The organism is Aliikangiella marina (genome assembly GCF_007004765.1).
Taxonomy (GTDB): Bacteria; Pseudomonadota; Gammaproteobacteria; order Enterobacterales; family Kangiellaceae; genus Aliikangiella; species Aliikangiella marina.
This window is the reverse complement of record NZ_VIKR01000007.1, coordinates 89,700-102,825: the sequence shown is the minus strand read 5'-3', so window position 1 is coordinate 102,825 and position 13,126 is coordinate 89,700. Positions and strand designations below refer to the sequence as shown.

Annotated in this window: 13 protein-coding genes; 6 read left to right on the top strand and 7 right to left on the bottom strand. The window is 42.6% G+C overall.

What is annotated here, in order from left to right; all coding sequences use genetic code 11:
* Nucleotides 1-50 precede the first annotated feature (50 nt).
* A complete protein-coding gene (locus tag FLL45_RS21735) occupies nt 51-1,100 on the bottom strand; it encodes a CvpA family protein (protein WP_142944168.1) in 1,050 nt (349 codons plus the stop codon).
* A gap of 153 nt (nt 1,101-1,253) precedes the next feature.
* On the bottom strand, nt 1,254-1,610 hold the full coding sequence (locus FLL45_RS21730) for an HvfA family oxazolone/thioamide-modified RiPP metallophore (protein ID WP_142944167.1): 357 nt from the start codon (nt 1,608-1,610) through the stop codon (nt 1,254-1,256).
* Nucleotides 1,611-1,902: 292 nt separating this feature from the next.
* Here FLL45_RS21730 and FLL45_RS21725 point away from each other — a divergent pair, with 292 nt between their 5' ends.
* The 3 genes from FLL45_RS21725 to FLL45_RS21715 all read left to right on the top strand — a co-directional run bounded on the left by FLL45_RS21725 (nt 1,903) and on the right by FLL45_RS21715 (nt 6,231).
* Entirely contained in the window at nt 1,903-2,340 is a 438-nt protein-coding gene (locus FLL45_RS21725) for a DUF6491 family protein (RefSeq protein ID WP_142944166.1), read from the top strand.
* A 411-nt stretch (nt 2,341-2,751) separates the two neighbouring features.
* Entirely contained in the window at nt 2,752-4,308 is a 1,557-nt protein-coding gene (locus FLL45_RS21720) for a M17 family metallopeptidase (protein ID WP_142944165.1), read from the top strand.
* Between the two features lie 129 nt (nt 4,309-4,437).
* Nucleotides 4,438-6,231 (top strand): TolB family protein, encoded by a 1,794-nt coding sequence (locus tag FLL45_RS21715; RefSeq protein WP_142944164.1) that lies wholly within the window; start codon nt 4,438-4,440, stop codon nt 6,229-6,231.
* Between the two features lie 37 nt (nt 6,232-6,268).
* Here FLL45_RS21715 and FLL45_RS21710 read toward each other — a convergent pair whose 3' ends face one another.
* Nucleotides 6,269-7,015, bottom strand: a complete 747-nt coding sequence (locus tag FLL45_RS21710; RefSeq protein ID WP_142944163.1) for a hypothetical protein — start codon at nt 7,013-7,015, stop codon at nt 6,269-6,271.
* 137 nt (nt 7,016-7,152) lie between these two features.
* On the opposite strand from FLL45_RS21710, the gene FLL45_RS21705 reads away from it, so the two are divergent.
* The 3 genes from FLL45_RS21705 to FLL45_RS21695 all read left to right on the top strand — a co-directional run bounded on the left by FLL45_RS21705 (nt 7,153) and on the right by FLL45_RS21695 (nt 9,850).
* A complete protein-coding gene (locus FLL45_RS21705) occupies nt 7,153-8,310 on the top strand; it encodes a sensor histidine kinase (RefSeq protein ID WP_142944162.1) in 1,158 nt (385 codons plus the stop codon).
* Nucleotides 8,300-8,950, top strand: coding sequence for a response regulator (locus FLL45_RS21700; protein WP_142944161.1), 651 nt, complete (start codon nt 8,300-8,302; stop codon nt 8,948-8,950). The genes FLL45_RS21705 and FLL45_RS21700 overlap by 11 nt, the downstream gene beginning before the upstream one ends.
* Before the next feature lie 198 nt (nt 8,951-9,148).
* A complete protein-coding gene (locus tag FLL45_RS21695) occupies nt 9,149-9,850 on the top strand; it encodes a glutathione S-transferase family protein (RefSeq protein WP_142944160.1) in 702 nt (233 codons plus the stop codon).
* 22 nt (nt 9,851-9,872) lie between these two features.
* On the opposite strand, the gene FLL45_RS21690 is transcribed toward FLL45_RS21695, so the two are convergent.
* Genes FLL45_RS21690 through FLL45_RS21675 form a run of 4 tightly spaced genes read right to left on the bottom strand, consistent with a single transcriptional unit; the run spans nt 9,873 to nt 13,115 of the window.
* The gene (locus FLL45_RS21690) at nt 9,873-10,478 is read right to left on the bottom strand and encodes a DNA-3-methyladenine glycosylase family protein (RefSeq protein ID WP_142944159.1); all 606 of its coding nucleotides are present in this window, start codon (nt 10,476-10,478) and stop codon (nt 9,873-9,875) included.
* Nucleotides 10,479-10,481: 3 nt separating this feature from the next.
* Nucleotides 10,482-11,222: a DUF3667 domain-containing protein gene (locus FLL45_RS21685; RefSeq protein WP_142944158.1), complete on the bottom strand. Its 741-nt coding sequence runs from the start codon at nt 11,220-11,222 to the stop codon at nt 10,482-10,484.
* Nucleotides 11,222-12,889 carry a formate--tetrahydrofolate ligase gene (locus FLL45_RS21680; RefSeq protein ID WP_142944157.1) on the bottom strand — a complete coding sequence of 556 codons (1,668 nt, stop codon included), beginning with the start codon at nt 12,887-12,889 and terminating at the stop codon, nt 11,222-11,224. The genes FLL45_RS21685 and FLL45_RS21680 overlap by 1 nt, the downstream gene beginning before the upstream one ends.
* A complete protein-coding gene (locus tag FLL45_RS21675) occupies nt 12,873-13,115 on the bottom strand; it encodes a hypothetical protein (RefSeq protein WP_142944156.1) in 243 nt (80 codons plus the stop codon). The genes FLL45_RS21680 and FLL45_RS21675 overlap by 17 nt, the downstream gene beginning before the upstream one ends.
* Nucleotides 13,116-13,126: the final 11 nt, after the last annotated feature.

Below are 13,126 nucleotides of genomic sequence, written 5' to 3'. Positions count from 1 at the left end.
GCTTAGAGTGTGACGCTTTTTAACGTCACCAGCTTTCCATATCAACGTTGCTAGTTGCCTTGTTTTTTATCCGAGTAGTGCACCCTACCTTTGTCATCGACCCATCGATATACTTCGACTTTCTTTGAGTCTAATTGGTTACTGGGTTCAAAAATAATTTCGGGAGTTTCCACCGATACTATTACACTAAGCAGTTCTTCAATCTTGGCGCTATTCATAATTTTAAAAACATTGCGTTGATTGATCATTTGGGTAACTTCTGGATCTTGAGTTAATTGTTGAAAACGCGGATCACTTTTTACGCTGTCGATTTGCGCCCAAACTTGAGTAATTTTTATCGCCACTTGCTTGTCCAGTTCTTCTGACGTATCGGCAACTTTTAGTGCTGTCGCTAAGGAGCGAAAATCCGGGTCGTTGACCAGTTTTTTAAACGCAGGTGTTTGGAATAGTTGCCCTGCATTTTTAGAATCGAGCGCTTCGCGAGCTTGATTACTATAAAACAATTCTTGAAAATAACCTTTATCAAGGACTTGATTGAAACGCTTAATTTGCTCGCCAGGATTAGCTAACAAATTAGACGTTAGATCGGATACCGCATTATCGTCGCTAAGTTCAGTAGTAACTTTACTAATCGTGCTGCTTGCCATTGTTTGGACTTTATCGGTAAAGCTACTAGAACCCGAATTAGACTGGGCCATTTTTTCGGAAAGGAGTTCCGTCACAGTACTTGAAAACCAAACGGCTAATATTCCGATAAATACTCCGACACCCGCCCCCAAGATGCCGCCGGTCACAGCAGCAAGCTGACTATCTTTGTGTTCAGGATTTAAAACGAGCTTACGAATAACGTTAAATAGAATGAAAAAACTGACCAGTGTTAATGTAAACAGAATGGCGCCAGCAGCAAGATAAGCAATCAAGCCTTCAAATAGGGAAAAGTTTTTTAGCCAGAGAGCAAAGTCTTGTGTATAAAACAAGGTGATTAGATAGGCTGCAGGTATACTGATTACATTACTGAGTACAGAGAAAAAGCCGCTTTTATAACCACTGTAGGCAAAGTAACAGACGATGACTAGAAATATGATAAAAGAGAAATCCATGTTAACAGCTTTTTATGCAGTACGATAAATACAGACGGAAACCATACCATAAATAATTAAAATAAAAAAAAGGCCTGCTTAATAGCAGGCCGAGCTAGAAGGGAAGCTAAACTTGATTTAGAGACTGGAAACTCAATAATCAAAGTAAAGTGTTTATTTCTTGCCGCACTTACCTTCGCCGCATTTACCCTCTTTTTTACCTTTTTTGTCGCCACACTTGCCTTCGCCGCATTTGCCTTCTTTTTTACCTTTTTTGTCGCCACATTTGCCTTCGCCACACTTGCTATCTTTACCTTTTTTGTCGCCACACTTACCTTCGCCGCATTTGCTATCTTTGCCTTTTTTGTCGCCACACTTACCCTCGCCGCATTTGCCATCGCCAGCGACATGCATCACTTGTTGTTGATCTGCTTGAGCAAATGGATTTGCGTCTGCCGCTGCGGTATTCATGTAAAGTGCGGAAAATAGTAAAGTCATTACCACCGCTGAAATTCGTTTTAGTTGTTTCATTGGATATATCCTCATTAAATAATTTAAATTAGGCCACTAGTAGTCCTGCAATCAAAGACCGTTAAATAGTCTGAAATCTTTCAAAGATGAGTGTTTTTTTCTAACTACATGTTTATTAACAACATTTTTGGTCGAATAATGTGACTATTCTTGGTAAACCTTGAGAATTCAATGTTTTTGATGAAACTCCTAACAAAAATGTGAGTCTGTTCAGAATGGAGTCAGGTTTAGCTTGGTATATTAGAGTCTGAGAGAAGTTTCCTTCCCAGATTTCACAATAAGGTGCAGCAAAATGAAAAAACTCGCGATTTCAATGATGTTGGTAAGCGTATTGGCAGCATGCGCAAGCACTCCGCCGCCAGATTACGGCGCGCTTTATCAAAATTACATTACCAAGAACAAGTTGGAATCGTTAAAACGGATATCTGCGTTTAACTATCGCGGCTGGCGTTCGCTTGATAATGAGCATCTGATTATTAATGCATCTCACAACAAACCTTATTTGATAACCTTAACCTCTCCTTGCTTTGACTTGCGGTTTTCTCATGCAATTGCAATAAATTCGCGAGGCACGAGCTCTTTGTATACTCGAAGCGACTCGATAACGGTTCCCAACTATCCACAACAAAAGTGTTTTATTAAAACGATTCATCCACTGACAAAGGAACAGGCCGATGAAATTGTTAAGTTAGGGAAAACGTCTGACAAAACCGATAAGAAAACTTCTTAACGCGCAAAAAAGCGCTCGGCTATGCATTTTTCAATAACTGGGTGAGCTTAATCTCAAAAGCTCACCAATAGACCTATTTCAATTCTCCACCACTTTTAATCTCCGCAAAAGCGACCCAATTTAATTCAATTGGCCAATCGTTGAGTTGACGCGATACCTCTTTGATGATCTAGTGTTGTTCCGTTGGCAGGCCCATTAAGACAGAGTTATCAGTGCGATTGAGCGGTTGTTTGATTAAGATCCAATCTAAATCATTCTCGACGACAGAGCGAACACTCGTTTTAGACTAAAATGGTGTATAGTTGGAAGCAACCAATGGATTTGATAATCGACCCACTTAATGATGTTCAAGTCTAATCAACAAATAATAGATTGTGACGGCAGAAGACACGCCCTCGACAAGGAGATTTCATGGCTTACCCGCGTTTAATCCTGACGAAAGATCCGCAAAGTTTGCTAGCGGAAAATAGTAATAATGATGCAGTTATTTTAGTGACTCCAACAACAACCTGTGAGACGAGCCCAATTGTCAATGGTGTTTTGGAAGCGGTTGCTGGTGTTGATAAACGCTTGGGCGCAGAGGTGATGTTAATTCACGCACCTTCTCTCTGTGGGGGTCGATTAATTCATTGTGCAACGGGCCCCATTGATCGAGATTACGACGATGTTAGGAACTTCGGTGATGCCGCGGCTAAGGGGATTGAGCTGGCGAAGGAGTCGGGCGCTAAAAATCCGTTACTGCTGGTAGAAGGTGTTCCAGGACATGAAGCTTTCCAAAGGGCGACTTCAGTTGCTTATTTAAGTATCTGCCAGAAGCTTTGGCAGCCTCTTGAGGCGCGCGAGGCGTTGAATGAAAGTGAAATCGAACCGATTGAAACAATTGGCTTATTGGATATCAGAAGTGAGGTCAATGCTGAGTTTTTGGATGCCGTTGAATCTGGTCGTCGTTTAGCGCGCGATCTCTGTGGAACGAATCCAGAGCGGTTTGCACCGCCCGCGTTTGCAGATTATTGCGTCGAGGCGTTTGAAGACAGTGGGCTTGAAGTTAGTGTGATTGACGATCAAGATGAGATTGTTGACAAGTTTCCGCTACTGGCTGCCGTTGCTCGCTCCTCTCGGCAAGTACCTCGTCATCAAGCTCGGGTGATTAACCTCGAATATACCGGTGAGGGCCCGATTGAGAAAACGCTAATACTCATTGGTAAGGGAGTCACTTTTGATACAGGCGGCGCAGATTTAAAAGTCGGTGGTCATATGGCAGGCATGAGCCGTGACAAAGGTGGCGCAGCTGCAGTTGCAGGCTTTATGAAGACTGTAGCCATGTGCCAACCCAAAGGATTAAAAGTCATTGCAACACTTGGCATGGTGCGAAATAGTATCGGTGCCGAGTGCTTTGTGGCTGATGAGATCATTCAAGCTCATTCTGGGGTCAGAGTGAGAATTGGTAACACTGATGCTGAAGGGCGTTTGGTCATGGCAGATTTGTTATCTCATGGCCGAGAAAAAGCAAAATCTGCGGTGGCTCCAGAGTTGATGACAGTGGCAACCCTCACAGGACACGCTGCGCTAGCTGCCGGCCCCTATACCATTATGATCGAAAACGGACCCGCGCGAGATCAACAAGTCGCTAATAAACTTGAAGCCGCTGGTGAAGCTTGGGGAGATGGTGTTGAGGTGGGGCGTTCACGCCGAGAAGATTGGCACATCATTCGACCGCGGACCAAAGCGGACGATGTCTTATCATCCAACAATGGTCCTTCGGTTAGCGTTGCTCGAGGGCATCAATTTCCAATGGCTTTTCTCGCTTTAGCTGCTGGATTGGATAAACACGGCAGTCAATCAGAACAACCGCTTGCTTATACCCACATTGATATCGCAGGCAGTGGTATAGAAAACAGTGATTGGCAACATGGTAAACCAACCGGATCGCCTTTGATTGCCATGGCTGCTCGCTATTTATCAGAATAAGTGATATTTGCTCACCCTACTTTTTTAACAGTAGGGTGCTTTATCTTTTACGGTTAATCCAGCCTTTCTGGCAAAAAAGCCAATTTGTCATACACTTAGGAGATACGCTTAGGTCGCTAATGTGCAGTAATGACAAAACAGTTCCCGCGAAATCATTCGAAAGTTAACAAAGAACAATCATTACCGAAATGGGTAATCAATATTACCGTGGTTTTGGTGTTAAGTAGCTTTTTGGCATGCAGCGGCAGCAGTGATGACGACGATTTACCACCGCCTCCCCCCGTGTCCGAAGACTATCCGCAAAAAGTTGTCATATTGGACCAAACACCCACTCATTTAATCTTTTCAGTCGAAGTCGCGGAAGGACGTTTTGAGTTATACAGTCATAATCTGACTACTGGACAAAATTCGGCAATATCTGACTTTTATTCAGCGAATAATGGTTTGCGGCCATTTGGGTTGAACTCTGATGGTTCCCGTATCGCCTATCGCGCTGATAAAGATCTCGATGGAACCGATGAGCTCTACACCAATCTGGTTGATGGCACCGCTGAATTTCAAGTCACGGATACGATAGGTACTTCGACGACGGATAATTCGGGGACAACTCTCCACTACAACTGGCAGTGGTTGTTTGCTAGCAGTAGTTTGATATTTCGCAGCGATCCCGATGCGGATGGCATTTTTGAAATCCAAACCGTTGCATTCGATGGCGGGAGTCTAATAACGGTTAGCGCTGATCTCTCTGTAAAATGCCTCGCCCAAAACTGTTGGAAGACGGCTAATCAGGGCAGTGTAATCACTTTTATGGTTGAGTCGATAAACCAAAACTCTGAAGTCGAACAAAACCTTTATCGAGTTCTCAGTGATAGTAGCGGCCTTACTCAGCTAAATCAAAGTACCGCATCTGACACACGGTTGATTGATTGGCAATGGTCTGGTGATGGTTCGCAGATTGCCTTTATTCACCAAGAAGCTGGCTCGCCAGCGAACTTGGCGTTAGTCGATCCGAACACTTTTAGTGTGTTGACCTTGAGCAATAGCGGCTTGCAAACCGGGGTGACCGAATTTGCTTGGGCACCGGATGATTCCAGAATTGCATTTAGTGAAGATGCTGCCGTTGCGGGAAACTTGAGTCTCTATACCCTGTTGCCAGATGGGACCGATCGACACGAATTACTTGATTCTTCATTGGTACAGACGCCGAATCTTTTTGAATGGGCTTGGGCGCCGGACGCCACAAGAGTTGCTTTTCGTGCCGATCAAAATCTAACAGGCGTTAATGAGTTGTTTACCGTGGCTCCAGATGGACAGTTTCATCGTAAAATGAATCCGCCGATGTCAGCTTTGGATTCTATCCAAACCAATTGGCAGTGGTCTCCCGACAGTGCAAATATTGCCTTCCACGGAAATATTGAAACCAATCAAATTGATGATGAACTCTATGTTTCGGCTGCGGATGGTTCTGCGCGAATCCAGGCCAACGCCGCTCTCACCAATACTGCTTCGCTTGTGACGACCAATAGTCAATGGACTAACAATGGCGAGCGTATCATCTATCAAGTGGCAGACCCCAGTGGAGAAGCATCGGGTCTGTATTCAGTGCTTGCTAATGGCGGTGACCAAGCAAGAATAAATGAAAGTATCCAAGCCGGTCAGTCGATGTTAACCAATTTTCAATTATCACCTAATGATATTCAGGTAGCCTATCAGCTGAGCGATGCGACCAATAATATCACGCTTCAGATAGCCAATATTGATGGTGGTAATCGCATTAACATTCGAACCGTGGGCACTGTCTCATTACCTAGGTGGAGTCTTGACGGCAGCCGACTTTTTTACGTTTATTTAAGTGAAGCAAGTGAATCTCAGGGACTATTTTCTGTCTTAAGCGACGGGACTGGTTCGGTACAAATTTATTGATAGTGTCTCGTAGCAGTTTCCAGTCCGCGTCATATTTTTACTGCGCAATTTTGTATTGTTTGCGATATTTCCGATTTAATAATTGAGTCGCTATGATGCCAACTACTGCTGGAATGATCCATGGAACAATCTGCCAAATACCTGGAAGCAACTCAGCGAAAAAGCGGCGGCCGCCGAAGGCAAAGAATGCTGTGTAAGCACCGATACCTGCGCCAATGATATTACCTAAGTGTGCGATCAACCACTCTCGCTGTTGAAAGTTAGGCTTGTATATATAATGAAGAGAACCGATAGAATTTAATATCGAAACGCCCGCAAATATTTGGAAGAGAACGTTACCTTTCGAAATCCCGATATACCCTACGATGACTCCGGCAAACCCCAATAGTAATACTAATGAGAGTTCTGCGGGTTTTTTTAGCATGGCTCTATCGCTTTTGGCTTTAAGTACCAGAATAGACTGACGCACATTGGTTAATACGAGAAGCGATAGCATTAACAAGAAGATCGAGGAGTTACGATTGATCTCGATATATCGACTTAATTGCTCTGGTGACATCTCATTAGCCGGGAGTCTTACAGCGATCGGGTCGGTTAATACCATGATTGACATAACTAGCCCGCTCAGAGAAATGGTATACATCAGACTGGTGAAATAGAAACCGAAACGAGTATGAATGGAACTACCTTTTTTGGCGATAACCGGAATCCAGAACACGACTAATGCAACTGCTCCGGCGATAATATGTAAATAAAGTAGTGCTTGATGTGTTAAGTGAGCCATGTCGCCCTCATCAGTAATGGTAAGTGTATGGCTATTTTATTGATTGAGTGGGTTCTCGGTCAGTGCCAAAGGTCATCAATTAAAACCATGACTTTTGACCTATTTCTCGATAACGGGTTATTTGACATAATGGCCAGATGAAAATAAAACAACCGACCATTTCAATTTCCGATGTAGGCGCTGTTGGTACCTGGGCAGTCGTCTTAGGGGTGAGTTTGTATTTTATTACTCGGCTGGGAGACGCTATTCAGGCAAATGCACCCTGGATTGTTGGGCTCTTTATCCTTTACATCGGCTGCTTTTTCTTGATCACCAGAGACAATGCTTTTTCTCAAAAGCGAGGTGTGATCGAAGGTCTTATTCTACTCAAAATTGTCATCGTTTTTGCACTAGTATTCACCGCACCTTTTGAGTTTTACTCAATCTTGTCCATTATTTGGGTATCTGTCTTACCGCATTTTTTCTCCCTGAAAAAGTCAATCGTCATCATGCTGCTAGTGGTATTGAGCTGGTTTACCGTGTTCGCTTGGGTTTGGGATAAACCATCGGTGTACATTCAAGGACTTCTATTTTTAACCTTTCATTTCTTTGCCATAATGATGAGTCATCAAACCCAAATGGCCGAGATGGCGAGTGAAGAATCTCAACGTTTGAATAAAGAGCTTCAAGCGACTCAGCAATTACTTGCCGAAGCTTCGAGACAAAGTGAACGGACACGAATTGCCAGAGATCTTCATGATTTACTAGGCCATCACTTGACTGCGCTAATTATTAACTTACAAGTTGCAACGCACTTAACCGAAGGCGAAGCCAAACAAAAGGTTGAGCAGTGTCACTCCTTGGCTAAGCTGCTGTTGAGTGATGTGCGTGAAGCCGTATCAGCGCTCAGAGAAAATGACACTCTCGATTTTCATGTAATGATTGATTTACTTGCGAAAAATACGCCCCAGTTGAAAGTACATAGTGAAATTGACGCACAAATTCAACTTGAGGATTTGTCCCTAGCAAAGAGCTTATTGAGTATCATTCAAGAGTCGATTACTAACAGTTTAAGGCACAGTGGCGCAGATAATTTTTGGATTAAATTAATTCAATCCAAAAACCAATTAAACTTAACACTTCGTGATAATGGTAAAACTAAGAGTAATCTTCGAGAAGGTAATGGAATACGTGGTATGAGAGAACGTGTTTCACAATTTGATGGTCAATTTGATTTGCAGCAGAGTGAAAAAGGTCTAACGATAACAATAGCCGTCCCCCTCCAACCTCATGGGGAGAAAGTTCATGACAATTAAAGTATTACTCGTCGATGACCAGATGTTGGTACGGGAAGGTATCAAAAGCCTTTTGAATCTTTCTGATAAAGTAAAAGTGGTCGGTGAAGCTGAAGATGGATCGCAAATTCTAGAGGCGATAGATAAGGCTCAGCCAGATGTCATTTTATGTGATTTATCGATGCCTGTTTTAGATGGTATTGAAACGCTTAAATTGCTTGCAGAAAAGACGATTAATATACCGGTGATCATCTTAACCACTTTTGACGATCATGAATTTATATTAAAAGGCATTCGTGCTGGGGCAAAAGGCTACTTGCTTAAAGATGTCTCACTAGATACTTTAATCGACGGAATCGAAACTGTTTTTAATGGTGAAACCTTAATGCAGCCTGCCTTGACCGAAAGACTATTGAAAGGCTTGCAGTCACATCAATCAACCTTTGAGGCACCGGAGGTTATCGAAGCGCTATCACCCAAAGAACGAGAGGTACTGGGGTTAATGGCGAGTGGCTGTTCTAATAAAGAAATTTCGCAAGCACTTCATAAATCTGAAGGTACCATTAAAAATCATGTGTCTAGTGTCTTAGCAAAACTAGGTGTTCGAGACCGAACTCGAGCCGTATTAATTGCGATTGAGAAAGGTATTCTTAAAAACTAGATTGAGCCGGTGCATTAGGGAGGGGACCCTAACTCGAAGAACTAAGAACTAAGCATTAAAAGTCACGAATCGGGTACTAAGCGGAACTGAGAAGTAAACAACATTCTTTCATTTTGGCTATATTCTTTAAAGCTCACCTAGACAAAGTTAGTGAAGTCATTTAGTGTTGAGTTCACCACTAAAAACTGAGTCTACTCAATGCTTACGTTACATACGTTCGGACCTAATCTAGGCATGCCTGATCCAAGTCCATTTGTTCTAAAAGTGCATACCTTTTTGCGAATGTCTGGAATTGAATACCAATCGAAACCAGGATTAGGAAATATTAGGAAAGCACCAAAAGGAAAGCTGCCCTTTATCACTCATAACGATAAAGTAATTGCTGACTCTCAGTTTATCATCGACTATTGTAATCAAGAGTTTGGTGATACTTTAGATGAGCGCTTGACTGCTGAGCAAAAAGCTATTGCTTATTTAATTACCAAGTCACTCGATGAGAACTTATACTTTCCGTTAATCTATTCACGCTGGGTAAGCGAAGAATCGTGGCCAGTCATTAAGCAAGCATTCTTCAGTAAATTTCCTTTCCCACTGCGCTTAATTGTTCCGAATATTGCAAGGAAAAAGGCAAAAGACTCGATTTATAAGCAAGGAACGTTACGTCATTCAGAAACTGAAATTAAATCCATTTGTCGAAAGTCATTTCAAGCACTCTCCGACTTAATTGGTGATAAAAATTTCACATTTGGTGATGCTCCTTGCTCTTTGGACGCGACAGTATATGCGTTTTTAGCTGAATTTATTTTGTCTGATTTGGACAACAGTTTTAATCAGATAGCGCGCGAATATCCTGTATTGGTTAAATATTGCGAAAGAATTAAAGATAAATACTATTCTTAGCATTTATCTTAGAATTTAGAAATTAGTCAACAATTTTCCATAAGTACCAGCTAGCGACACTCCGGTAGGGAGACCATCGTTCAGCTAATTTTTCCATTGTGCTCAAATCGATGGCTTCCTCCCCAAACAAAGACCGCATACCTCTTTGTAATCCTACGTCAAGTGGCGAAAAGATATCCATACGACCAAGAGAAAAAATCATAAACATCTCCGCTGTCCATTGACCTATACCGCGAAGTTCGACTAGCTTTGCAATCACTTCTTCGTTTGATGCGTTTGCGAGTTTATTGAAACTTATCTTTCGGCGTTTGACTGCGTCAGCAATGCCCTGAACATATTCTGCTTTTCGGTTTGACAAACCGCACCCTCGCAAATCTTGATGAGATACAGCGAGTAACTTACCTGGTCTGAATTGTTTCCCGACCAAATCACGGACTCGGTTTTCTATCGTTTCTGCAGCTTTGACAGAAAGCTGTTGCGATATGATTGATTGGATTAAGGTATCAAAAGGATCGCGACTTGGAGGATCGAGTTTTGGCTTACCGTGCGCTTTTACGGTGTTGCCTAAGTACTCACAGTTTAGTAAAACTTTATAGGCTTTGGTTAGGTTTCTTGGCGTAATTAGCATGAGCTATTTCGGCATTGCAATCATCAAAGGCTTAAATTGGATGAGATAAGCGAGTGTGATAACGATACCCATGACTAAAAATGTTGAGAGATAGTAACTAATATAAAAGACAAGCGTCTTCAAGATTAGCGCAATGATGTTTAAAGAGAACATTTGGTTAATAGCGAAAAGAATATAGAGCAGCCCTACCACAACTCTTGTCATTGCGAAATACTGATCATAAAACTGGAGAGCAATAGCGAGAATCGAGCCGATTAAAAGATAACCACTCCACCAATAGCATACGGTCACATAACACTCCGACCAGTTATATTTTTCGCTCTTAAATATCCAAGAAAGAAATAGTGCGGTAGGTGCGAGAAATAAATAAATTAAATAATTAAGAAATGCACCGACGGCTTTACTGGTTTCTTTATCTTCCGGTGAGAAAGAGGCGGAGACATCAAAAAATGTTAGCACTAGAAAATAAAATGTCGAAACAAAGAATAAGAGTTTAAAAGGATTAGTATAAGGTTGTCGTCTTCCCTCGATATAATTCTTGGGTAATAAACCAGGGGAAATCGCAAGCATCTTAATCGTGTGAAAGACTCTAAAGTCTAACTCCAGCAGTTGTGTCCAGAAATTCTTAAACAGTTGCTTAACTGATATTGGAAGTGCTTTTTTTTGGCCGCACTGAGCACAAATAGGGCCAGTAAGTTCGGCCCCACAATTAAGACAGTTTGTTGAGTTAAGCGTTTCTTTCACTAACCCACTCCGGTGATGTCTCCATTAGGTAGCAGCTCGATATTCATTGCCGCAGGCTCTTTAGGCAATCCAGGCATACGCATGATGTCTCCGGTTAGCACCACTAAAAATCCCGCACCCGCATTCACTTGAATGTTTCTCACGGTGACTTGGAAGTCCCTAGGTCTCCCGTGAAGCATTGGGTCATCCGAAAGTGAACTTGGCGCTTTTGCAATGCAAACGGGCAACATCGTGAGTTTTAGTTTCTCAACGTGGCGCAAGTCTTTCTCAGCTTCTTTCGTAAAAGCTACATCAGCGGCTCCATACATTGCGGTACAGATTTTTCTGATTTTCTCTATAACACTATCTTGCAAGTAATAAACTGGTTCGAAGGGTTTTGAATCTTCTGCCGCCAGTTTGACTTTCTCAGCAAGCTCGATGGCTCCTTTGCCACCTTCAGCATAATGATTACTTTCAGCAAACAAGAGGCCTTTGTCTTCAACATGTTGTCGAATAATCGCGATTTCTTCATCAGTGTCATCGGCAAATCGGTTACAAGCAACAACTAAGTTTTTATTGAAAAGTTGCACGTTCTCAATATGTTTATCGAGATTTTCCAAGCCTTGAGTAACAAATTCGGTATTCGCCGTCGTTAAATGATTTTTATCCATACCGCCATGCATTTTTAGTGCTCTCACTGTGGTCACTAAAACGACTGCCGCAGGATCAATTTCCGCCATTCGACATTTGATATCGAAGAATTTTTCTGCGCCCAAGTCAAATCCAAAGCCGGCCTCGGTAATCGCCCACTCAGCGTGGTGCATGGCCATTTTTGTCGCCAGTACACTATTACAACCATGAGCGATATTGGCAAATGGACCACCGTGAATAAAAGCCGGTGTTCCCTCTAATGATTGTACTAAATTTGGATGGAGGGCATCTCTTAGCAAGGCCAATAAAGCGCCGGTAATGCCCAGGGATTTAACAAAAATAGGTTGGTCAGCGTAGCTATAGCCGATTAACGTGTTGTTGAGACGGCGTTTAAGATCGTTGAAATCATTGGCAAGACACAAAATGGCCATAATTTCAGAAGCTGCCGTTATATCAAAACCACCCTCCCTTGGAATGCCTTGCATTTTCCCACCGAGACCTAGGACGATTTTTCGCAAGCTGCGATCGTTCATATCCATCACCCGTCGCCAGACTATTTGCCTCGGATCGATATTTAAGGCATTGCCATGAAAGATATGGTTATCGATTGTAGCCGAAATAAAGTTATTGGCCGCGGTAATTGCGTGAAAATCGCCGGTAAAATGTAAGTTGATTCGATCGGCAGGGATGACTTGCGAATAACCACCACCGGTCGCACCACCTTTCATCCCCATACAGGGGCCGAGAGAGGGCTCGCGTAGTGCTAAACAAACAGAGTCGCCGAGTTGAGTAAAAGCCTGACCCAGACCAATCGTCGTCGTCGTTTTCCCTTCACCCGCACGAGTGGGTGTTGTCGCAGAGACAAGAATAAGTTTGCTGTCTTTCTGTTGAGACGGTGCAGTTAATGCGCTGATATTAATTTTGGTAATTTCGTTGCCAAACGGAATTAAATATTGCTCGTCAATATTAAGGCTTTTTGCTATCTCCGAGATTGGCTGAGGTTGAGATTGTTTGGCTATTTCAGAGTCGCTTAGCATGATCAGTCCTTTTATCCCTTTTTGGACGTTTAAATTGATGTAATGTGTTTATCACCGAGCCAATCGCGACGATGATAGCGCCACCGATAAACGCTTGTTGTAATTTTATCGCGTCAATCAAATTGGGGTAGTAAAAATACATTACCATCGAAATGATGATAACAACAAAACCGACACCGTACAGTAATTTCGCCAGCTTTGGAATTTTGTTGAAGACAATATTCACTGGCATTCCTT

Excerpts from the sequence above, each read along its gene's own strand:
- FLL45_RS21735 (WP_142944168.1), bottom strand. The coding sequence starts at position 1,100 with ATGGATTTCTCTTTTATCATATTTCTAGTCATCGTCTGTTACTTTGCC.
- FLL45_RS21730 (WP_142944167.1), bottom strand. The coding sequence starts at position 1,610 with ATGAAACAACTAAAACGAATTTCAGCGGTGGTAATGACTTTACTATTT.
- FLL45_RS21725 (WP_142944166.1), top strand. The coding sequence starts at position 1,903 with ATGAAAAAACTCGCGATTTCAATGATGTTGGTAAGCGTATTGGCAGCA.
- FLL45_RS21720 (WP_142944165.1), top strand. The coding sequence starts at position 2,752 with ATGGCTTACCCGCGTTTAATCCTGACGAAAGATCCGCAAAGTTTGCTA.
- FLL45_RS21715 (WP_142944164.1), top strand. The coding sequence starts at position 4,438 with ATGACAAAACAGTTCCCGCGAAATCATTCGAAAGTTAACAAAGAACAA.
- FLL45_RS21710 (WP_142944163.1), bottom strand. The coding sequence starts at position 7,015 with ATGGCTCACTTAACACATCAAGCACTACTTTATTTACATATTATCGCC.
- FLL45_RS21705 (WP_142944162.1), top strand. The coding sequence starts at position 7,153 with ATGAAAATAAAACAACCGACCATTTCAATTTCCGATGTAGGCGCTGTT.
- FLL45_RS21700 (WP_142944161.1), top strand. The coding sequence starts at position 8,300 with ATGACAATTAAAGTATTACTCGTCGATGACCAGATGTTGGTACGGGAA.
- FLL45_RS21695 (WP_142944160.1), top strand. The coding sequence starts at position 9,149 with ATGCTTACGTTACATACGTTCGGACCTAATCTAGGCATGCCTGATCCA.
- FLL45_RS21690 (WP_142944159.1), bottom strand. The coding sequence starts at position 10,478 with ATGCTAATTACGCCAAGAAACCTAACCAAAGCCTATAAAGTTTTACTA.
- FLL45_RS21680 (WP_142944157.1), bottom strand. The coding sequence starts at position 12,889 with ATGCTAAGCGACTCTGAAATAGCCAAACAATCTCAACCTCAGCCAATC.